Source organism: Streptomyces sp. NPDC014995 (genome assembly GCF_043080745.1).
In the GTDB taxonomy this organism is placed as follows: Bacteria; Actinomycetota; Actinomycetes; order Streptomycetales; family Streptomycetaceae; genus Streptomyces.
On the sequence record NZ_JBIBVX010000003.1, the window covers coordinates 21,823 to 41,724 of the forward strand.

Here is a 19,902-nt window from a genome sequence, read left to right on the forward strand (position 1 = left end):
CCGGGAGCCGTACCGCACCCCCAGACCGCGACCACGGGAGCCCCCTCTTGGCCATGCCGCCCGCTGCTTTCCGAAACAGCACAGCCACGACGACCAAGCACATCTTCGTCACCGGGGGTGTCGCCTCCTCTCTCGGCAAGGGTCTGACCGCCTCCAGCCTCGGCATGCTGCTCAAGGCGCGGGGCCTGCGCGTCGTGATGCAGAAGCTCGACCCGTACCTCAACGTCGACCCTGGCACGATGAACCCCTTCCAGCACGGTGAGGTGTTCGTCACCAACGACGGCGCCGAGACCGACCTGGACATCGGCCACTACGAGCGCTTCCTCGACCGCAACCTGGACGGCTCCGCCAACGTCACCACCGGTCAGGTCTACTCGACCGTGATCGCCAAGGAGCGCCGCGGCGAGTACCTGGGCGACACCGTGCAGGTCATCCCGCACATCACCAACGAGATCAAGCACCGCATCCGCCGCATGGCGACGGACGAGGTCGACGTCGTGATCACCGAGGTCGGTGGCACGGTCGGCGACATCGAGTCGCTGCCGTTCCTCGAGACGGTCCGACAGGTCCGCCACGAGGTCGGCCGGGACAACGTCTTTGTGGTCCATATCTCTCTTCTTCCCTACATCGGACCTTCGGGCGAGCTCAAGACCAAGCCCACCCAGCACAGCGTGGCCGCCCTGCGCAACATCGGCATCCAGCCGGACGCGATCGTGCTGCGCTGCGACCGCGAGGTCCCCACCGCCATCAAGCGGAAGATCTCGCTGATGTGCGACGTCGACGAGGCGGCGGTCGTGGCCTGCCCCGACGCCCGCTCGATCTACGACATCCCGAAGACCGTGCACGGCGAGGGCCTGGACGCCTACGTCGTCCGCAAGCTGGACCTGCCGTTCCGCGACGTGGACTGGACGACCTGGGACGACCTGCTCGACCGCGTCCACAACCCCGACCACGAGATCACCCTCGCCCTGGTCGGCAAGTACATCGACCTGCCCGACGCCTACCTGTCGGTCACCGAGGCCCTGCGGGCGGGCGGCTTCGCCCACCGGGCCTGCGTGAAGATCAAGTGGGTCACCTCCGACGACTGCAAGACCCCGGCCGGCGCCCAGGCCCAGCTCGCCGACGTCGACGGCATCTGCATCCCCGGCGGCTTCGGCGACCGCGGGGTGCTCGGCAAGGTCGGCGCCATCCGCTACGCCCGTGAGAACAGGATCCCGCTGCTCGGTCTCTGCCTGGGCCTGCAGTGCATCGTGATCGAGGCGGCCCGCAACCTCGCCGACATCTCCGACGCCAACTCCACCGAGTTCGACCCGGCCACCGCCCACCCGGTCATCTCCACCATGGCCGAGCAGCTCGACATCGTCGCCGGCGAGGGCGACATGGGCGGCACCATGCGCCTGGGCATGTACCCGGCCAAGCTGGCCGAGGGCTCCATCGTGCGCGAGGTGTACGACGGCAAGGAGTACGTCGAGGAGCGGCACCGTCACCGCTACGAGGTGAACAACGCCTACCGCGCGGAGCTGGAGAAGAAGGCGGGGATCCTGTTCTCCGGCACCTCGCCGGACGGCAAGCTCGTGGAGTACGTCGAGTACCCGCGTGACGTCCACCCCTACCTGGTCGCCACGCAGGCCCACCCCGAGCTGCGCTCGCGGCCGACGCGTCCGCACCCGCTCTTCGCCGGCCTCGTGAAGGCCTCGGTCGAGCGGAAGAATTCGAAGTAACACACCAGTTGTACGGTGGCCGGGGTGCATACCTTCAAAGGTGGGCACCCCGGTTTTGTTTTCGGCCGGTCTCCGGTGCGTGCGGCCGGTCGCTCTCGTACGTGTGGAAGGACAGGCATGACGATCAAGGACACCCCCGAGGCGTGGGAGATCCGGGCGACGGAGACCCCCTTCGTGGGCAACAAGACCTCCGTCCGCACCGACGAGGTGGTCATGCCCGGCGGCTCGGTGGTCCGCCGCGACTACCAGGTCCACCCGGGCTCGGTGGCCGTCCTCGCCCTCGACGCGGAGGACCGCGTCCTGCTCATCAAGCAGTACCGCCACCCCGTGCGGCAGAAGCTGTGGGAGATCCCGGCCGGCCTGCTCGACGTGCCCGGTGAGAACCCGCTGCACGCCGCCCAGCGCGAGCTGTACGAGGAGGCGCACGTCAAGGCGGAGGACTGGCGGGTCCTCACCGACGTGTACACGACCCCCGGCGGTTGCGACGAGGCCGTGCGGATCTTCCTCGCCCGTGACCTGTCCGAGGCCGACGGGGAGCGCTTCGAGGTGGAGGACGAGGAGGCCGACATGGAGCACGCGCGCGTGCCGGTCGCCGAACTCGTCCGGAGCGTGCTCGCGGGCGACGTGCACAACAACTGCCTCGTCGTGGGCGTCCTCTCCCTGGTCGCCGCACGCGGCGGGGACGGGCTCGACGCACTGCGGCCGGCGGAGGCCCCGTGGCCGGCCCGCCCGTTCGAGGCGTGAACGTGATCGCGGGGGCGGCCGTGGCCCGAGCGACCGATGTGTCCCACCACCGTCTGGTGTGACGATCGGCTGATCCGATCGGGCGACGCCACCGTCGTGCTCCTCCCGGAACGTCGCAGAGCGTGAACTAGGCTCGGGAATCGCCCGATCCGGAGTCCCGGCGGGCTTGCGCGTGCGGTGGGACGGGAGTGTGGCCCGTGACGGATCAGGCAGTGGACACAGGCGGCGTGCAGCTGTCCGGACACGCTGCGACGGAGGGCCATTTCCTGGGTCGCGCCCGGGAGTTGAAGGAGCTGCGCGCCGACATCGAGCGCGCGGGGCTGGACACGCTGTCCGGGAAGAAGGCGCCCCGCGCGCGCGTGCTGCTCATCGCCGGCCGGCCCGGTTCCGGGCGTACGGCGCTCGCCGAGGAGTTCGTCCGGCGGATCGCCGACCGTTACCACGACGGCGTGCTGCGCGCCCGCCTCGGCGAGCCGGACGGCACCCCGGTGCCCGTCGAGCGCGCCGCCCGCGAGCTGCTCGGCGCCCTCGGTCTGCCCATTCCGCCGGGCGCCTCCGAGGACGATCTGTCGGCCACCCTGCGCGAGGCCCTCGCCGAGCGACGCGCGCTCCTCCTGCTCGACGACGCGGCGGGCGCCGAGCAGGTCGACGCCCTGCTCCCGGACACCCCGGAATGCCTGGTCGTCGCCGTCTCCGCGGGCCCGCTCACCGGCATCTCGGACGTGCGCCCCTGCACGCTGGGCGGCCTGGACACCAAGTCCGCCCTCGACCTGCTCAGCCGCCACACCGGCTCGGTGCGCATCACCGTCGACCCGCGTTCCGCCGAGGGGCTCGTCGAGGCGTGCCAGGGCCATCCCGCCGCGTTGATCCTCGCGGGCGGCTGGCTGGCCACCCGCCCCAAGGCGGCCGTCGCCGACCTCGCCAAGCAGCTCCACGCGGAGGGCGACGAGGGAACGCCGCTCAGCCGCGTCTTCCGGCTGACGCACGCCTCCCTGCCCGCGGCCGCCGCCCGGATACTGCGACTGCTCTTTCTCGCCCCGGCCGGCCTCGTGGACCCGCACACCGCCTCCGCGCTCGCCGGCTGCTCGATCGGCGCCGCACACACCACCCTGGACGACTTCGTCGCCCTCGGCCTGCTGCGGGCCGTGGACTCCCCGCTGCCCCAGTACGAGGTCCCCGGCTGCCTGTACCCCCTGCTGCGCGCCGCCGCCGAGACCCACGAGCGGCCGGGCGAGCTCCAGCTCGCCCGGGCCCGCATGCTGGAGCGGACGGTACGGCTGCTGCAGTCCTGCCGGGCGATCACCGAGACGGACAACCCGCAGGCCCGCGAGAAGCTCCAGGGCATGCCCCGGGCCCTGCGCTTCCCCACCCCGCGCGCGGCCGCCGACTGGCTGCGCGTCCGCCGGCCCGCCCTGCTCGCCTCGGCCCGCCTCGCGGTCGCCGACGGGGAGCTGGACACCCTGGCCAGGCGGCTGATGTCCCAGCTGGTCAGGGCGATGGTCGCGCACTTCGGCACCCAGGGGGCCGCGCCCGACCTGTACGGCGTCCACCAGCTCGTCCTGGACGTCGCCGAGCGGCGGAACCTGCCCCGCGAGAAGGCCGCCGCCCTGCTGAACCTGGCCGACGTGGACGCCCGGACCGGTCGGACGGCGGAGGCGCTGGTGCGGTACCGGGCCGCGCTGGACGCCGGACGCCAGGCGAACGACCCGTATGCGACCGGCCGCGCGATGGAATCCGTAGGCGGGGCGCACCTGGAGCTGGGGGACTACGAGCGGGCCGCCGACTGGTTCGGCCGGGCCCTGGCCCAGCGGCTTGCCCGCGACGAGCGCGCGGATGCCGCCCGGCTGTACGGCCGTATCGCCACCGCGCACACCTACGCGGGCCGCTACGGCGAGGCGCAGCGGGGCTGGCGGGCCGCGGCGGCCGGGCACCGCAAGAACGGCGATGTCGCCGCGTACGCGCGGGCGTTGAGCGAGCTGGCGCGCGTCCAGGAGTACGCGGGCCGGCCCGCGGAGTCGCTGCGCACCTGCCGGGAGGCGGTGGAGTGGGCGCGACGCGCGCAGGACACGCGGCTCCAGGCCGCCTTGCAGCTGCGGCTGGCCGACACCCTGGAGCACCTCGGCGACCCGGCGGCCGCCCGCCTGCACCGGAGCGCGGCCGAGCGCATCCTGGTGGAAGAGCTCCCGGACCGTGATCCAGAGCCAGAACAGCCGGAACATGACGCTAACGCCTGCGAAATCCGTAGTACATCCACTGAAGGTTGATGCATTGAAAGGCTAGACAGCGGGAACGCCTTCATTAGACTGGCTCTGCCGCACGTTCTCCTGCGGTGTATCCCGGTGTGCCCGTTGCCTCCGGGTATCTCTTGCTATGCCCCACACCCTCTGAGCCAAGGACCGTGATCGACGTGAAGGTCGGCATCCCCCGCGAGGTCAAGAACAACGAGTTCCGGGTGGCCATCACCCCCGCCGGCGTGCACGAGCTGGTGCGCCACGGCCACCAGGTCGTCATCGAGCGCAACGCCGGTGCCGGGTCGTCGATCATGGACGACGAGTACGTGGCCGCCGGCGCGCAGATCCTGGAGACCGCCGACGAGGTGTGGGCCACCGCCGACCTGCTGCTGAAGGTCAAGGAGCCCATCGCCGAGGAGTACCACCGTCTCCGCAAGGACCAGACGCTCTTCACCTACCTGCACCTGGCCGCTTCGAAGGAGTGCACGGACGCCCTCCTGGAGTCCGGCACCACGGCGATCGCCTACGAGACCGTCGAGCTGGCGAGCCGCGCGCTGCCGCTGCTCGCCCCGATGTCCGAGGTCGCGGGCCGGCTCGCCCCGCAGGTCGGCGCCTACCACCTGATGCGCGCCAACGGCGGCCGCGGTGTGCTGCCCGGCGGTGTCCCGGGCGTGCTGGCCGGCCGGGCCGTCGTCATCGGCGGCGGCGTCTCCGGCTGGAACGCCGCCCAGATCGCCATCGGCATGGGCTTCCACGTGACCCTGCTCGACCGCGACATCAACAAGCTCAAGGAGGCCGACAGGATCTTCGGTACGAAGATCCAGACGGTCGTCTCCAACGCCTTCGAGCTGGAGAAGGCCTGCCTCGAGGCCGACCTCGTCATCGGTGCCGTCCTCATCCCGGGCGCCAAGGCTCCGAAGCTGGTCACCAACGAGCTGGTGTCCCGGATGAAGCCGGGAAGTGTTCTTGTCGACATCGCGATCGACCAGGGCGGCTGCTTCGAGGACTCCCGCCCGACCACCCACGCCGAGCCGACCTTCAAGGTCCACGAGTCGGTCTTCTACTGCGTCGCCAACATGCCCGGCGCGGTCCCGAACACCTCCACCTACGCGCTCACCAACGCGACGCTGCCCTACATCGTCGAACTGGCCGACAAGGGCTGGGCGGAGGCGCTGCGCCGCGACCCCGCGCTGGCCAAGGGTCTCAACACCCATGACGGCAAGGTCGTTTACCGGGAGGTCGCCGAGGCGCACGGCCTGGAGCACGTGGAGCTCGACTCGCTGCTCGGCTGAGCCCCTCGAAGCGCCCCCGACCTGGTGAGTCGCCAAGCCGCCTTCGGGTAAAAGGCGATTCGTCAACACAGGTCGTCAACCGCGCACACCCGGCCGGACCTTGCCCGACAAGGTCCGGCCGGATGTGTGTATGGTCACTTTGCGACTCTCGGTCAACTCGCCTCGAACGTAACCCTTCGACCGATTCGCACACCGGTGAAACCTGCCGTGCGACGGCCGTACGCCCTTGACAGCCGGATGTTTCATTGCCGACACATCGGGCCGGGTCCGGCGGATTGTGTTGCTGCGGATGCCCGACACGCCATAGAGTCGCCAACCGTCGGCATGGTGCCACGCTGACCTTGTCTAGAAGTTTCCTGGTCACCAAGGAGGTAAGACGACTTGTGAATGAGTCGACATTTTCTCCCGGGGGTGGTCAACCAGGAATGCCTACGCGGGGCCCGGGCCCCACGGGGCTCGAGGCTGTCGGCTCCGTCGCTGTCCGAACCTTCGCAGCCCATCAGAGCCAGAGAAGCCCCCACATGGCTCAGCCAGCACACCAGAGCATGGATGGCCATCACGTGAACGCCATGGCCGGCGACGGAAGTGGCGCGCCCCACAACCATTTCGCCGACTACGACGAACTGCCCGACGGGCACTTCTACGACCCCGACGCCGAGTACGAGCCCGACCCGGAGTACGCGGCCACGCTCGCGCCCGACGCTGCCCGCCAGCGCCGGGAGCGCATCGGCCCGACCGGTCGCCCGCTGCCGTACTTCCCGATCCCGGGGCCGCTGACGCAGCACGGCCCCGCGACGATCATCGCGATGTGCAACCAGAAGGGCGGCGTCGGCAAGACCACGTCGACCATCAACCTGGGTGCCGCGCTCGCGGAGTACGGACGCCGGGTACTGCTCGTGGACTTCGACCCGCAGGGCGCGCTGTCGGTCGGTCTCGGCGTCAATCCGATGGAGCTCGACCTCACCGTCTACAACCTGCTCATGGAGCGGGGCATGTCGGCGGACGACGTGCTCCTGAAGACGGCGGTCCCCAACATGGACCTGCTGCCCAGCAACATCGACCTGTCCGCCGCCGAGGTCCAGCTGGTGAGCGAGGTCGCGCGCGAGTCGACCCTCCAGCGGGCGCTCAAGCCGCTGATGGACGACTACGACTACATCGTCATCGACTGCCAGCCCTCACTGGGTCTGCTCACGGTCAACGCGCTGACGGCCGCGCACAAGGTGATCGTCCCGCTGGAGTGCGAGTTCTTCGCCCTGCGCGGTGTGGCGCTGCTGACCGAGACCATCGAGAAGGTCCAGGAGCGGCTCAACCCGGAGCTGGAGCTCGACGGGATCCTCGCGACCATGTACGACTCGCGCACCGTGCACAGCCGTGAGGTGCTCGCGCGCGTCGTCGAGGCGTTCGACGACCACGTCTACCACACGGTCATCGGGCGCACGGTCCGCTTCCCGGAGACCACGGTCGCCGGTGAGCCGATCACCACGTACGCCTCCAACTCCGTCGGAGCCGCCGCCTACCGCCAGCTCGCCAGGGAGGTGCTCGCCCGGTGTCACGCCGAGTGAGTCTGCCGGGGGCCGACGAACTCTTCCGAACCACAGGGGGAACGGCGCTGCAGCCGTCCGCACCCCGGCGCCAGGCCAACGGCGAGGCGCGGGTCCCCGCGCCCGCCGGGGAGAGCGACGGAGTGGCGGCCGCCGCCGCCGACGACGCGCCCCAGGCCGTGCCCGCGCAGGGCGGTGACGGCGAGGGCGCCGAGCACGTGGCGGCCGACGCCGAGCAGGCCGAGGCCGGGGAGTCCCGCATCCGGGCCGCCGCCGCGGAGCGCGCCGCACGGCGCCAGGGCGCGCAGGAAGGTTCTGCCGTGCCCGCTGCCGCCGCCCAGCCGCGCAAGCGCGGGCGGGCGTCGGCGCGCCGGCCCAGCGGCCGGGAGCGGCACGACGAGAAGATCACGGTGTACGTGTCCGCCGAGGAGCTGATGGACCTCGAGCACGCGCGTCTGGTGCTCCGCGGCGAGCACGGGCTCGCCGTCGACCGGGGCCGTATCGTCCGCGAGGCGGTCGCCGTCGTCCTCGCCGACCTGGAGACCCGCGGGGACGCCAGCATCCTCGTTCGACGGCTGCGCGGGCGGTAGCGGTAGCCTGCGGGGGCCATGACCTCGAACGACGTTCCCGCCCCCGGCTCCGGCGCGCCCGCCGGTCGTCGGCGTGCGCTGGGACGGGGGCCGGGGGCCGCGTCCGTCGAACCCGCCGTCTCCCCTCCCGTGGAGCCGCCGGTTCCCGACGCACGTCCGGAGCCAGAGCCCGAGCCCGAGGTCGTCGTACCGGAGCCCGAGCCCGAGCCCGTCGTACCCGAGCCCGAGTCCGTCGTAGCCGCGCCGGAACGTGAGCCCGTCGCGCCGGAGCCGGAGCCCGGACCGGACGTCCCCGGGGCGCCTCCGTCCGGTGAGCACCCGGCGCCCTCCGACGGTGTCTTCAAGGTCCGGCTCGCCAACTTCGAGGGCCCCTTCGACCTGCTCCTCCAATTGATCTCCAAGCACAAGCTGGACGTCACCGAGGTCGCGCTGTCGAAGGTGACCGACGAGTTCATGGCGCACATCCGGGCCATGGGACCGGACTGGGACCTGGACCAGACGACCGAGTTCCTGGTCGTGGCCGCGACCCTGCTCGATCTGAAGGCGGCCCGGCTGCTGCCCGCCGCGGAGGTCGAGGACGAGGCGGACCTGGCGCTGCTGGAGGCCCGGGACCTGCTCTTCGCGCGGCTGTTGCAGTACCGCGCGTACAAACAGGTCGCCGACATCTTCCAGGGCAAGCTGGACGAGGAGGCCCGCCGCTACCCCCGTACCGTCGGCCTCGAACCGCACCACGCCGAACTGCTGCCCGAGGTGGTCATCAGCATCGGCGCGGAAGGGTTCGCCAGGCTCGCGGTCAAGGCGATGCTGCCGAAGCCCAAGCCGCAGGTGTACATCGACCACATCCACGCACCGCTGGTCAGCGTGCGCGAGCAGGCCGGCATCGTCGTCGCGCGGCTGCGCGAGCTCGGGGAGGCCAGCTTCCGCACGCTCGTCGAGGACACCGACGACACCCTCACCGTCGTCGCCCGTTTCCTGGCGCTGCTGGAGCTGTACCGGGAGAAGGCCGTCGCCCTCGACCAGGAGACCGCGCTCGGCGAGCTGCTCGTGCGCTGGACGGGCGGGGACGGGGACGAGACGCCGAGGGTGACCGACGAGTTCGACCGGCCGCCCGAGGAGCCCAAGGAGGAGAGGAAGCCGTGAGCGAGGAGAGCACCGAGGTCCCGGCCGGGCCGCGCACCGTCGCCGACCTCGACCTCAAGCCCGCCCTGGAGGCCGTCCTGATGGTGGTGGACGAGCCCGCGACCGAGGAACACCTCGCGAAGATCGTGGACCGGCCGCGCCGGCGGGTCGCGGACGCCCTGCGGGAGCTGGCCGACGAGTACACCGTGCAGGGGCGCGGCTTCGAGCTGCGGTTCGTGGCGGGCGGCTGGCGGTTCTACACCCGGGCCGAGTACGCCGCGGCCGTCGAGCGCTTCGTCCTGGACGGGCAGCAGGCCCGGCTCACCCAGGCGGCGCTGGAGACCCTCGCGGTCGTCGCCTACCGCCAGCCGGTCAGCCGCAGCCGGGTCTCCGCGGTGCGCGGAGTGAACTGCGACGGCGTCATGCGCACCCTGCTCCAGCGCGGTCTGGTCGAGGAGGCGGGCACGGAACCCGAAACAGGTGCGATCCTGTACAGGACGACGAACTACTTCCTGGAGCGGATGGGCCTGCGCGGTCTGGACGAGCTCCCGGAGCTCGCGCCCTTCCTCCCGGAGGCGGAGGCGATCGAGGCCGAGACCCAGGAAGGCGTACCGTCGTTCGATCCGGACGCCCCGGACACGGAGGCCCCGGCCACGGACGACGGTCCCAGGACGAACACGCCTATTAGGACAACGACGGAACTTTGATGCGAAGCAGCGGTAGCGGTAGCGGTAGCGGCAAGAGCGGCGGGCGCGGTAACTACCGCGGTGCCGGCAACAACAGGGACCAGAAGCAGGGCCAGGGTCAGGGCCGTCCCCGCAAGCCCCGCCCCGAGGAGCGCCGCTACGACGTGGGCCCCGGCGCCTCCCCGGACGGCCCGAAGGCGGGGCGCGGCGGCGCGGCCCGCGGTGGCCCCAAGGGCGGCCCGAAGAAGCCCCAGCAGGGCGGGCGTACGGCCCCCGCGCGCTCGCGCGAGTACGAGACGCGGACCGAGGAGCGCAACCGCGAGCGGTACGCCGGCAAGAAGGACATCAAGCTCCCCAAGACCTTCCCGGGCGCCGAGCAGGAGGGCGAGCGGCTGCAGAAGGTTCTCGCGCGCGCGGGCTACGGCTCCCGGCGCGCCTGCGAGGAGCTGATCGAGCAGGCCCGGGTCGAGGTCAACGGTGAGATCGTCCTGGAGCAGGGCAAGCGGGTCGACCCGGAGAAGGACGAGGTCAAGGTCGACGGCCTGACGGTCGCGACGCAGTCGTACCAGTTCTTCTCACTGAACAAGCCCGCCGGTGTCGTGTCGACGATGGAGGACCCCGAGGGGCGGCAGTGCCTCGGTGACTACGTCACCAACCGCGAGGCCCGCCTCTTCCACGTCGGGCGGCTCGACACCGAGACCGAGGGCGTCATCCTGCTCACCAACCACGGCGAGCTGGCGCACCGCCTGACCCACCCCAAGTACGGCGTGAAGAAGGTCTACCTCGCGCACATCGTCGGCCCGATCCCGCGTGACCTGGGCAAGCGGCTGAAGGACGGCATCCAGCTGGAGGACGGGTACGCGCGCGCGGACCACTTCCGGGTCGTCGAACAGACCGGCAAGAACTACCTCGTCGAGGTGACCCTGCACGAGGGCCGCAAGCACATCGTGCGCCGCATGCTGGCCGAGGCGGGCTTCCCGGTCGACAAGCTGGTCCGGGTCGCCTTCGGTCCTATCACCCTGGGCGACCAGAAGTCGGGCTGGCTGCGCCGGCTGTCGAACACCGAGGTCGGCATGCTGATGAAGGAAGTCGACCTCTAAGGGTTGTGACCTCTCCGCACCCCCTTTTATAGTCTTGGTGACTATTAAAAGGGGGTGCGCGTCATGCGGGGCTACGACAAGTACGCCTACGAACCCTTCGCCGTCACCGTCGACCTCGCCGTCCTCACCCTCCGCGAGGGCACGCTGCACGTCCTGCTCGTCGAGCGCGGGCAGGAGCCGTACGCCGGCCGGTGGGCGCTGCCCGGCGGCTTCGTCCTGCCCGACGAGTCCGCGGAGACCGCCGCCCGGCGCGAACTCGCCGAGGAGACCGGCCTGGAGGACGTCTCCGGACTGCACCTGGAACAGCTGCGCACCTACAGCGAGCCCGGCCGCGATCCCCGGATGCGGGTCGTCTCCGTCGCCTTCGCCGCGCTGCTGCCCGACGCGCCCGAACCGCACGGCGGCGGCGACGCGGCCCAGGCGCGCTGGCTGCCGTACGACCACGCGGGGCCGCTCGCCTTCGACCACGACCGGATCCTGGCCGACGCCCACGAACGGGTCGGCGCCAAGCTCGAGTACACCTGCCTCGCCACGGCCTTCTGCCCGCCCGAGTTCACCCTCGGCGAGCTCCAGCAGGTCTACGAGACGGTGTGGGGCACGGGCCTCGACCGGCCCAACTTCCGCCGCAAGGTGCTCGCCACGCCGGGCTTCGTCGAGCCCGTCCCCGGCGCCGCGCGGCTGACCGGCGGCCGCGGCAAACCGGCTTCCCTCTACCGCGCGGGCACCGCCACCACCCTTCACCCACCGCTGCTGCGACCGCCCCGGGAAGGACGTTCCGCATGACCGCCACCACCACCGTCAGGAAACGAGCCGCCACCGGGGCCCTGGTGGGCCTCGCGCTGGGGGACGCGCTCGGGTTCCCGACCGAGTTCAACGACGTGCCGTCGATACTCGCCAAGTGCGGGCCCTGGCGGGAGATGTCGCTGCCGCGGCCCGCCTTCGTCTCCGACGACACCCAGATGACGCTGGCGGTGGGCCGCGCCCTGCGCACCGCCATGGACCGCGGGCTGCTCGTGCCGGCCAGGCTGGAGCGGCCGCTGCGCGAGGAGTTCGTGGACTGGTACCAGTCGCCCGAGAACAATCGCGCCCCCGGCCGGACCTGCCTGACCGCCTGCAACCTGCTGAAGGACGAGAGGCGCCTCTGGCAGGACGCCAGCCAGATCGGCTCCAAGGGATGCGGCGCCAACATGCGCGTCGCCCCCCTCGGCCTCGCACCCGGCCTCAGCGGCGAGCAGCGTGCCGGCGCCGCCCAGCTCCAGGCCGCCCTCACCCACGGCCACCCCACCGCCCTCGCCGCCTCCGACCTCACCGCCCACGCCGTACGGCTGCTCGCCCAGGGCGCCGAGCTGGCCGGCCTGGTCGGGCTGCTGCGCGCGTACGCCGTCGAGAACCGCAGCCGCTACCACGAGCGCTGGCTGGGCGACCTGTGGACCCGCAGCCAGGACCCGACCCCCGAGCACTTCATCGCGCGCGGCTGGGACGACTGCCTGGGCGTCCTGCGGCGCCTGGAGGACGCCCTGCGCGCCCCCTCGCCCGAGACCGACCCGTGCCTGGCCACCGGGGAGGGGTGGATCGCCGAGGAGGCCCTGGCGACCGGGCTGCTGTGTTTCCTGCTCTTCCCCGACGAGCCGGTCACCGCGCTGCGCCGGGCCGCCTGCTCGTCCGGCGACTCCGACTCCATCGCCTGCCTGGCGGGCGCCTTCGCGGGCGCCTACGCCGGATCCGAGGCGTGGCCGACGGAGTGGGCGGACCGGATCGAGTACAGCGGGGAGCTGGTGACGCTCGGGGCGCTCTGGGACTTCTGATCACGCCAGCCTGATGGAGTCGCCCTCCACCGTGATCCGCTCGGCGGGCAGCGGCGTGGTCGCCGGGCCGCCCGTCACCGAGCCGTCGGCGATACGGAAACTGCTCCGGTGGCAGGGGCAGTTGATGGTGCCGTCGGCGACGCTGCCGACCGTGCAGCCCTGGTGGGTGCAGACCGCGGAGAAGGCCTTGAAGTCGCCCTTCGTCGGCTGGGTGACGACGACCTTCTCGTCCTTGAAGATCTTGCCGCCGCCGACGGGGATGTCGGCCGTGCGCGCCAGTTCCCGGCCGGCGGGGGCAGCCGGGGACGCCGGCTCGGGCGAGGAGTCGCCGTTGCCGTCGGTCTCGCCGCAGCCGACGGCGAGCGCCGCCGCGCCCGTTGCGAGGAGAAGGGTCCGGCGTGAGGCGGGGTGGGTCATGTCGTCACTCCGAGGGTGCGGAAGAGCCAGGGGGCGGTGGTCGGCCGGACGATCGCGAACGCGGTGAGGACGAGCCCGCCGATGACCGGCAGCAGCCAGGAGGGAAGTCGCTCCGAACGGAGCAACAGCATCTTGGCACTGGAGACACCGAAGATGAAGCAACCCAGGAAAGACTGCCACAAAAGGCACGTCTCGTACGTCCGATGGCCGAGCGCGTACGGGCAGTGCACGGCGCCCGGGACCGACAGGACCGCGGAGGTGCGTGACCGCCCAGCCGACGCGCGGGCCCGCGGCGAGCCCCGTCGAGTCGTCGTCGCGCCGAGCGTCGGCGGGGACAGGCCGCCGGGCACCGGCTCGCCGCATCCGGCGCGAAGGGCCGCCCGGAGACATTCGCCCCGCGGGCGCCGTCTCAGCGGACGGGCGCCGCGCACCGGTGCGGCCCGGGCTGACTACGCTTGATGAGCGAAGAGCCGATACGTACGGGAGCAAGGAGCGGTGCCGTGGCGGTACGAGCGGTCCGGGGGGCCGTCCAGCTGGACAGGGACGAGGCCGGACACATGGACGAGCAGGTCGGGGCCCTGCTCACCGCCATCATGGAGCGGAACTCCCTCAGCGCCGACGACCTGATCAGCATCTGGTTCACGGCGACGCCCGACCTGCACAGCGACTTCCCGGCGGCCGCCGCCCGCAAGCTCGGCATCGTCGACGTCCCGCTGATCTGCGCCCAGGAACTCGACATCCGGGGCGCCATGCCGCGGGTCGTGCGCGTCCTCGCGCACATCGAGTCCGACCGGCCCCGCGCCGACATCAACCACGTCTACCTCGGCGCCGCCGCCGCCCTGCGCAAGGACATCGCCCAGTGAGGACCGCGCTCGTCATCGGTACCGGGCTCATCGGCACCTCCGCCGCGCTGGCCCTGGCCCAGCGGGGCGTCGTCGTCCACCTGGAGGACCGCGACCCCGAGCAGGCCCGTACGGCGGCCGCGCTCGGCGCCGGCACCGACGAGGCCCCCGACGGCCCGGTCGACGTCGCCATCGTCGCCGCCCCGCCGGCCCACGTGGCCGCCGTGCTCGCCGACGCCATGCGCCGGGGCGTGGCCCGCGGCTACCTCGACGTGGCCAGCGTCAAGGGCGGTCCGCGCCGTGAGCTGGAGGCGCTCGGCCTGGACCTCTCGGCGTACCTCGGCACGCACCCCATGTCGGGCCGTGAGAAGTCCGGCCCGCTGGCCGCGACCGGTGACCTCTTCGAGGGCCGCCCCTGGGTGCTGACACCGACCCGGGACACCGACACCGAGGTGCTGAACCTCGCCCTGGAGCTGGTCTCGCACTGCCGGGCGGTTCCCGTGGTGATGGACGCCGACGCCCACGACCGGGCGGTGGCGCTGGTCTCCCACATGCCCCACCTGGTCTCCAGCATGGTCGCCGCCCGCCTGGAGCACGCCGAGGAGGCCGCCGTACGGCTGTGCGGGCAGGGCGTCCGGGACGTGACCCGGATCGCCGCCTCCGACCCGCGGATGTGGATCGACATCCTCTCCGCGAACCCCGGACCGGTCGCCGACCTGCTCACCGATGTCGCCGCCGACCTGGAGGAGACCGTCCGGGCGCTGCGGGCCCTGCAGTCCTCCGACGAGAACAAGCGCCGCGAGGGCACCGACGGCATCGAGGACGTCCTGCGCCGCGGCAACGCCGGGCAGGTCCGGGTCCCCGGCAAGCACGGATCCGCTCCCCGGGTGTACGAGGTCGTGGCGGTGCTGATCGACGACCAGCCGGGGCAGCTGGCCCGGATCTTCGCCGACGCGGGGATGGCCGGCGTCAACATCGAGGACGTGCGGATCGAGCATGCGACGGGGCAGCAGGCGGGGCTCGTGCAGTTGATGGTCGAGCCGAAGAGCGCGGGGGTGCTGTCCTCGGCGTTGCGGGAGAGAGGGTGGGCGATCCGTCAGTAGGTTGCCCGGTGCCAGGTTGCCCGGTGCCGGCTCCGGTGTGGGCGTTGCCGGGGCCCGCCGCCCCCGGGCCCGCGCCGCCGCCCCCGGGCCCCCGCCGCCGGCCCCGACCCGGGCCTCGTCCTCGACGCGGCCGGACGAGTGACCCGCACCCAGTAACCTTGTGCGGGGCACAGTGTCGCCCCCAAGTCCACCACCTCGCACCAGGAAGGTGTCCCCCCGTGGAAAACGGCGCCGCCCAGCCCGTGATTGTCGCCATCGACGGCCCCTCCGGCACGGGCAAGTCGAGCACGTCCAAGGCCGTGGCCGCGCAGCTCGGTCTGAGCTACCTGGACACCGGGGCGCAGTACCGGGCGATCACGTGGTGGATGGTGAGCAACGGGATCGACATCGAGGACCCCACGGCGATCGCCGCCGTCGCGGGCAAGCCGGAGATCGTCTCCGGCACCGACCCGGCGAACCCGACGATCACGGTGGACGGCACCGACGTGGCCGGCCCGATCCGTACGCAGGAGGTCACCTCCAAGGTCAGCGCGGTCAGCGCGGTGCCGGAGGTGCGGGCCCGGATCACGGAGCTGCAGCGGTCGCTGGCGGCCTCCGCCGAGAAGGGGATCGTCGTCGAGGGGCGCGACATCGGGACGACCGTGCTGCCGGACGCCGACCTGAAGATCTTCCTCACCGCCTCCCCGGAGGCCCGCGCCGCCCGTCGCAGCGGCGAGCTGAAGGGCGCGGACGTCCACACCACCCGCGAGGCGCTGATCAAGCGGGACGCGGCCGACTCCTCCCGCAAGACCTCCCCCCTCGCCAAGGCGGACGACGCCGTCGAGGTGGACACCACCGAGCTGACGCTGGCCCAGGTCATCGAGTGCGTCGTCACCCTCGTCGAGGAGAAGCGGGCCGCGAAGTGACTCCTCCGTCCGTGCCCTCCGAGAAGGGCGCCGAAGTCGGCCGGCGCATCGGCGTCGGGCTGATGTACGGGCTGTGGAAGCCGCGGGTGCTGGGCGCCTGGAAGGTGCCGGCGAGCGGTCCCGTGATCTTCGCCGTCAACCACTCCCACAACATCGACGGGCCGATGGTCATGGGCGTGGCGCCCCGGCCGACGCACTTCCTGATCAAGAAGGAGGCGTTCATCGGCCCCCTCGACCCCTTCCTGACCGGCATCGGCCAGCTGAAGGTGGACCGCGACACCACCGACCGCACGGCGATCACCCGGGCGCTGGGCGTCCTGGAGAACGGCGGGGTCCTCGGGATCTTCCCCGAGGGCACCCGCGGCGAGGGCGACTTCGCCTCCCTGCGCGCCGGGCTCGCCTACTTCGCGGTGCGCAGCGGGGCGCCGATCGTCCCCGTCGCCGTCCTGGGAAGTTCCGAGCGGCGCGGACGGTTGATGAAGGGGCTGCCCCCGCTGCGCTCCCGCGTCGACGTCGTCTTCGGCGACCCGTTCGAGGCGGGCGACGGCAGCGGGCGGCGTACGCGCAAGGCGCTGGACGAGGCGACCGAGCGCATCCAGAAGCAACTGGCCGCACACCTGGAGCACGCCAGACGGCTCACCGGCCGGTCGGCGGACGCGGGATAGCGGGCGGAAAACGCCGGGCGGCCGACCGGGCGCCGGGCGACACTGAGTAGTGGATCAACCCGGGGAAGACGAAAGACCACGGGTGCTCCACCGACCACCACGAATGAACGACGAGGTACGGACTTCATGAACGACCACATCCAGCCCGACGGCTCGGACGGGTTCGAGCACGATCACGGGGCGCTCGGCGACGCCGAGTACGCGGAGTTCATGGAGCTCGCCGCGGAAGAGGGCTTCGACCTCGACGACGTGGAGGGCGCCATCGAGGCGGCCGGTCACGGCCCGCTGCCCGTGCTCGCCGTCGTCGGCCGGCCCAATGTCGGCAAGTCGACCCTGGTGAACCGGATCATCGGACGCCGTGAGGCCGTCGTCGAGGACAAGCCCGGCGTCACCCGCGACCGTGTCACCTACGAGGCCGAGTGGGCGGGCCGCCGCTTCAAGGTCGTCGACACCGGCGGCTGGGAGCAGGACGTCCTCGGCATCGACGCCTCCGTGGCCGCGCAGGCCGAGTACGCGATCGAGGCCGCCGACGCGGTCGTCTTCGTCGTCGACGCCAAGGTCGGCGCCACCGACACCGACGAGGCCGTCGTACGACTGCTGCGCAAGGCCGGCAAGCCCGTCGTGCTGGCCGCCAACAAGGTCGACGGCCCCAGCGGCGAGGCCGACGCGGCCTACCTGTGGAACCTGGGCCTGGGCGAGCCGCACCCGGTCTCCGCGCTGCACGGCCGGGGCACCGGCGACATGCTGGACAGCGTCCTGGAGGCGCTCCCGGAGGCGCCCGAGCAGACCTTCGCCACGGCGGTCGGCGGCCCGCGCCGCATCGCGCTCATCGGCCGCCCGAACGTCGGCAAGTCCTCGCTGCTGAACAAGGTGGCCGGCGAGGAGCGCGTCGTCGTCGACGAGCTGGCCGGCACCACCCGTGACCCCGTCGACGAGCTGATCGAACTGGGCGGCGTCACCTGGAAGTTCGTCGACACGGCGGGCATCCGCAAGCGCGTCCACCTCCAGCAGGGCGCCGACTACTACGCCTCGCTGCGCACCGCGGCCGCCGTCGAGAAGGCCGAGGTGGCCGTCGTCCTGATCGACGCCTCCGAGAGCATCTCGGTGCAGGACCAGCGCATCATCACCATGGCCGTCGATGCCGGCCGCGCGCTCGTCATCGCCTACAACAAGTGGGACACCCTCGACGAGGAGCGCCGCTACTACCTGGAGCGGGAGATCGAGACCGAGCTCGCCCAGGTGTCCTGGGCGCCCCGGGTGAACGTCTCGGCCCGCACCGGACGGCACATGGAGAAGCTGGTCCCCGCGATCGAGACGGCTCTGGCCGGCTGGGAGACCCGCGTCCCCACGGGCCGCCTGAACGCCTTCCTCGGCGAGCTGGTCTCGGCCCACCCGCACCCGATCCGGGGCGGCAAGCAGCCGCGCATCCTCTTCGGCACACAGGCGGGTACGAAGCCGCCGCGGTTCGTGCTGTTCGCCTCCGGCTTCATCGAGGCGGGCTACCGGCGCTTCATCGAGCGCCGGCTGCGCGAGGAGTTCGGCTTCGAGGGCACGCCGATCCACATCTCCGTGCGGGTGCGCGAGAAGCGCGGCAAGAAGAAGTGAGGCAACGGCTGGAGGGCGGCACCCGTGTCCGGGTGCCGCCCTCCAGCCGCGTCACGAACCGCCCCGCTCAGTAGCTTCTTCGCGCGGCCGGTGGCAGGGCCGCCGGGATGTGGTGCATCCCCGTGGGCTCGTGCTGCCGGGTCGTCTGCCCGACCGGCCCGACCCGCTGCCACTGCGACTGCTGCCCGAGCCCGCTGCGCGCACTCTGCGCGCCCGCGCTGTAGGCGCTGTAGTTGCTGCTGAACGAGCTGGTGAACGACCCCGTACTGTGCGGGATGTTCCCGAAGGCGGTGAACCCCAGCGCGTCCTCCCCGCTGCGGTCCCCGGGCAGCGTACGGAACGACTTGACGTACTCGGCGTAGAGCGCGTCGTAGATCGGCGTGGCCGATGGGCCGCCCTGGGGGTCCGGAGCCGGTCGCGCGGACGGGATCGACTGGTAGGCCTGGCGGCGGGGAACGTCGTAGGTGTGCACGTATGTCCAAACGACGCGTGACGTGAAGAGATGCGGTTGTGAAGCGCCGCGAAAGGGGCGCGGGGCCGGTGCCCAGGTGCGGCTGCGCCGCGCGGGCGCGCCAAGCGCCTGTGATCGGCTCGCCTTCCGCGCCCGCGACCCCCCGCTGTTCGGACGCCGGGGTTCCTCAGGTTCCCGCCAGCGGCAATGCCGCGCCGACGAGCTTGCCGTTGGCCGCCGCCTTGTCCAGCGCGTCCCGCAGCAGGTCCTCCCGCGGCTGACGCCCGATCGAGCCCGTCGGCGCCGCGAACATCAGGACCTGCTGGTGCTTGGTGGCGGCGTTCCGCCACCCCTCCGTCACCTGGAGCGGCTGGTGCGCCTGCCACCAGGCGACCGGCTGCCCCCCGTGCACCGAGGGCTGGAGCACCGCGTGCAGCTGCCCCATGGCCAGCAGCACCGACCAGCCGTGCTGCACCGGCGGCACCTCGGACAGCTCGGTCAGCGGCATGAAGCCCTGCTCGATGAGGAGCGGCAGGAAGTCGTCGCCGACGCCGGTCGTACCGGGGCGCACGATGGGCGCGGTCGGCTCGACGACCAGGGCCGGGTGCAACTCCCCGGCGATCAGCACGAGTCCGCTGGTGACGCCGAGCACGGCCTGCTCGGGCACGACCTTCGCGGGGTCCAGGTCGACGGTGTCGCCACTGATGGAGCGGACGGCGCCCTGGAGTTGCTCCTCGGTGACCTGGACGACCTGCGAGGGCAGGCAGGTGGCGTGGGCGAAGGCGAGGACGGCGGTCTCGTCGCCGATGAACAGGACGGTGCTGGTGCGCTCGTGCTCGGAGTCGCCCGGGGTACGGCAGGACGTGCAGTCGTAACTGCCCGGGGCGTTCTCTCCGGCGAGCAGCCGGTCGGCTTCTTCGTCGCCGATCTCGGCGCGTACCTCGTCGCTGACGTCGAGCATGCGCGGCACGGTGACTCCCTCGGAATGCGGTGCGTTGGCGGGCCGGGTGACTCCCCGGCTCATGAAGAAGACAACGGGCGATCTGTGGCAGGGGTCACGCTGCACGGCGAAGGGAATCGCAATG

At 71.9% G+C, this 19,902-nt stretch carries 19 protein-coding genes and 1 pseudogene; 16 read left to right on the forward strand and 4 right to left on the reverse strand.

What is annotated here, in order from left to right; all coding sequences use genetic code 11:
* Positions 1 to 53: 53 nt before the first annotated feature.
* The 11 genes from ACF1A1_RS07520 to ACF1A1_RS07570 all read left to right on the forward strand — a co-directional run bounded on the left by ACF1A1_RS07520 (position 54) and on the right by ACF1A1_RS07570 (position 12,829).
* Positions 54 to 1,721: a CTP synthase gene (locus ACF1A1_RS07520; protein ID WP_391646460.1), complete on the forward strand. Its 1,668-nt coding sequence runs from the start codon at positions 54 to 56 to the stop codon at positions 1,719 to 1,721.
* Positions 1,722 to 1,838: 117 nt separating this feature from the next.
* The gene (locus tag ACF1A1_RS07525; protein WP_391646462.1) at positions 1,839 to 2,465 is read left to right on the forward strand and encodes an NUDIX domain-containing protein; all 627 of its coding nucleotides are present in this window, start codon (positions 1,839 to 1,841) and stop codon (positions 2,463 to 2,465) included.
* Positions 2,466 to 2,662: 197 nt separating this feature from the next.
* The gene (locus ACF1A1_RS07530; RefSeq protein ID WP_391646464.1) at positions 2,663 to 4,729 is read left to right on the forward strand and encodes a tetratricopeptide repeat protein; all 2,067 of its coding nucleotides are present in this window, start codon (positions 2,663 to 2,665) and stop codon (positions 4,727 to 4,729) included.
* Positions 4,730 to 4,863: 134 nt separating this feature from the next.
* Positions 4,864 to 5,988, forward strand: coding sequence for an alanine dehydrogenase (ald, locus tag ACF1A1_RS07535; protein WP_391646466.1), 1,125 nt, complete (start codon positions 4,864 to 4,866; stop codon positions 5,986 to 5,988).
* A gap of 425 nt (positions 5,989 to 6,413) precedes the next feature.
* Positions 6,414 to 7,550, forward strand: a complete 1,137-nt coding sequence (locus tag ACF1A1_RS07540) for a ParA family protein (protein WP_391646468.1) — start codon at positions 6,414 to 6,416, stop codon at positions 7,548 to 7,550.
* Positions 7,535 to 8,119, forward strand: coding sequence for a hypothetical protein (locus tag ACF1A1_RS07545; protein ID WP_391646470.1), 585 nt, complete (start codon positions 7,535 to 7,537; stop codon positions 8,117 to 8,119). Before ACF1A1_RS07540 ends, ACF1A1_RS07545 begins: the two co-directional genes overlap by 16 nt.
* An 18-nt stretch (positions 8,120 to 8,137) precedes the next feature.
* Entirely contained in the window at positions 8,138 to 9,259 is a 1,122-nt protein-coding gene (locus ACF1A1_RS07550; RefSeq protein WP_391646472.1) for a segregation and condensation protein A, read from the forward strand.
* Positions 9,256 to 9,945, forward strand: coding sequence for an SMC-Scp complex subunit ScpB (scpB, locus tag ACF1A1_RS07555; protein WP_391646474.1), 690 nt, complete (start codon positions 9,256 to 9,258; stop codon positions 9,943 to 9,945). The genes ACF1A1_RS07550 and scpB overlap by 4 nt, the downstream gene beginning before the upstream one ends.
* Positions 9,945 to 11,024 carry a pseudouridine synthase gene (locus tag ACF1A1_RS07560; protein WP_391646476.1) on the forward strand — a complete coding sequence of 360 codons (1,080 nt, stop codon included), beginning with the start codon at positions 9,945 to 9,947 and terminating at the stop codon, positions 11,022 to 11,024. The genes scpB and ACF1A1_RS07560 overlap by 1 nt, the downstream gene beginning before the upstream one ends.
* Before the next feature lie 63 nt (positions 11,025 to 11,087).
* Positions 11,088 to 11,807, forward strand: a complete 720-nt coding sequence (locus ACF1A1_RS07565; protein WP_391646478.1) for an NUDIX domain-containing protein — start codon at positions 11,088 to 11,090, stop codon at positions 11,805 to 11,807.
* A complete protein-coding gene (locus ACF1A1_RS07570; protein WP_391646480.1) occupies positions 11,804 to 12,829 on the forward strand; it encodes an ADP-ribosylglycohydrolase family protein in 1,026 nt (341 codons plus the stop codon). The genes ACF1A1_RS07565 and ACF1A1_RS07570 overlap by 4 nt, the downstream gene beginning before the upstream one ends.
* Here ACF1A1_RS07570 and ACF1A1_RS07575 read toward each other — a convergent pair whose 3' ends face one another.
* Both ACF1A1_RS07575 and ACF1A1_RS07580 read right to left on the reverse strand, forming a co-directional pair.
* Entirely contained in the window at positions 12,830 to 13,246 is a 417-nt protein-coding gene (locus ACF1A1_RS07575) for a Rieske (2Fe-2S) protein (protein ID WP_391646482.1), read from the reverse strand. It lies immediately after the preceding gene.
* Positions 13,243 to 13,494, reverse strand: a pseudogene (locus ACF1A1_RS07580) (DUF6529 family protein); the annotation flags it as partial. The gene ACF1A1_RS07575 and the pseudogene ACF1A1_RS07580, both read right to left, overlap by 4 nt.
* 252 nt (positions 13,495 to 13,746) lie before the next feature.
* Between ACF1A1_RS07580 and aroH the strand changes: the two are divergent.
* The 5 genes from aroH (at position 13,747) to der (ending at position 18,366) form a co-directional block, all read left to right on the forward strand.
* The gene (gene aroH / locus ACF1A1_RS07585) at positions 13,747 to 14,109 is read left to right on the forward strand and encodes a chorismate mutase (RefSeq protein WP_391646484.1); all 363 of its coding nucleotides are present in this window, start codon (positions 13,747 to 13,749) and stop codon (positions 14,107 to 14,109) included.
* The gene (locus tag ACF1A1_RS07590) at positions 14,106 to 15,191 is read left to right on the forward strand and encodes a prephenate dehydrogenase (protein WP_391646486.1); all 1,086 of its coding nucleotides are present in this window, start codon (positions 14,106 to 14,108) and stop codon (positions 15,189 to 15,191) included. Before aroH ends, ACF1A1_RS07590 begins: the two co-directional genes overlap by 4 nt.
* 218 nt (positions 15,192 to 15,409) lie before the next feature.
* Positions 15,410 to 16,096 carry a (d)CMP kinase gene (cmk, locus tag ACF1A1_RS07595; protein WP_391646488.1) on the forward strand — a complete coding sequence of 229 codons (687 nt, stop codon included), beginning with the start codon at positions 15,410 to 15,412 and terminating at the stop codon, positions 16,094 to 16,096.
* Entirely contained in the window at positions 16,054 to 16,761 is a 708-nt protein-coding gene (locus ACF1A1_RS07600; protein ID WP_391646490.1) for a lysophospholipid acyltransferase family protein, read from the forward strand. Before cmk ends, ACF1A1_RS07600 begins: the two co-directional genes overlap by 43 nt.
* Positions 16,762 to 16,887: 126 nt before the next feature.
* Complete coding sequence (der, locus tag ACF1A1_RS07605) at positions 16,888 to 18,366, forward strand: ribosome biogenesis GTPase Der (protein ID WP_391646492.1); 1,479 nt, start codon at positions 16,888 to 16,890, stop codon at positions 18,364 to 18,366.
* Between the two features lie 67 nt (positions 18,367 to 18,433).
* On the opposite strand, the gene ACF1A1_RS07610 is transcribed toward der, so the two are convergent.
* Together ACF1A1_RS07610 and ACF1A1_RS07615 are read right to left on the reverse strand one after the other, a co-directional pair.
* Entirely contained in the window at positions 18,434 to 18,838 is a 405-nt protein-coding gene (locus tag ACF1A1_RS07610) for a hypothetical protein (RefSeq protein WP_391646494.1), read from the reverse strand.
* Positions 18,839 to 19,004: 166 nt separating this feature from the next.
* Positions 19,005 to 19,787: a hypothetical protein gene (locus tag ACF1A1_RS07615; protein WP_391646496.1), complete on the reverse strand. Its 783-nt coding sequence runs from the start codon at positions 19,785 to 19,787 to the stop codon at positions 19,005 to 19,007.
* Positions 19,788 to 19,902: the final 115 nt, after the last annotated feature.

Coding starts and splice junctions, on each gene's coding strand:
- ACF1A1_RS07520 (WP_391646460.1), top strand. CDS start 54: ATGCCGCCCGCTGCTTTCCGAAACAGCACAGCCACGACGACCAAGCAC.
- ACF1A1_RS07525 (WP_391646462.1), top strand. CDS start 1,839: ATGACGATCAAGGACACCCCCGAGGCGTGGGAGATCCGGGCGACGGAG.
- ACF1A1_RS07540 (WP_391646468.1), top strand. CDS start 6,414: ATGCCTACGCGGGGCCCGGGCCCCACGGGGCTCGAGGCTGTCGGCTCC.
- ACF1A1_RS07550 (WP_391646472.1), top strand. CDS start 8,138: ATGACCTCGAACGACGTTCCCGCCCCCGGCTCCGGCGCGCCCGCCGGT.
- ACF1A1_RS07560 (WP_391646476.1), top strand. CDS start 9,945: ATGCGAAGCAGCGGTAGCGGTAGCGGTAGCGGCAAGAGCGGCGGGCGC.
- ACF1A1_RS07565 (WP_391646478.1), top strand. CDS start 11,088: ATGCGGGGCTACGACAAGTACGCCTACGAACCCTTCGCCGTCACCGTC.
- ACF1A1_RS07570 (WP_391646480.1), top strand. CDS start 11,804: ATGACCGCCACCACCACCGTCAGGAAACGAGCCGCCACCGGGGCCCTG.
- ACF1A1_RS07575 (WP_391646482.1), bottom strand. CDS start 13,246: ATGACCCACCCCGCCTCACGCCGGACCCTTCTCCTCGCAACGGGCGCG.
- der (WP_391646492.1), top strand. CDS start 16,888: ATGAACGACCACATCCAGCCCGACGGCTCGGACGGGTTCGAGCACGAT.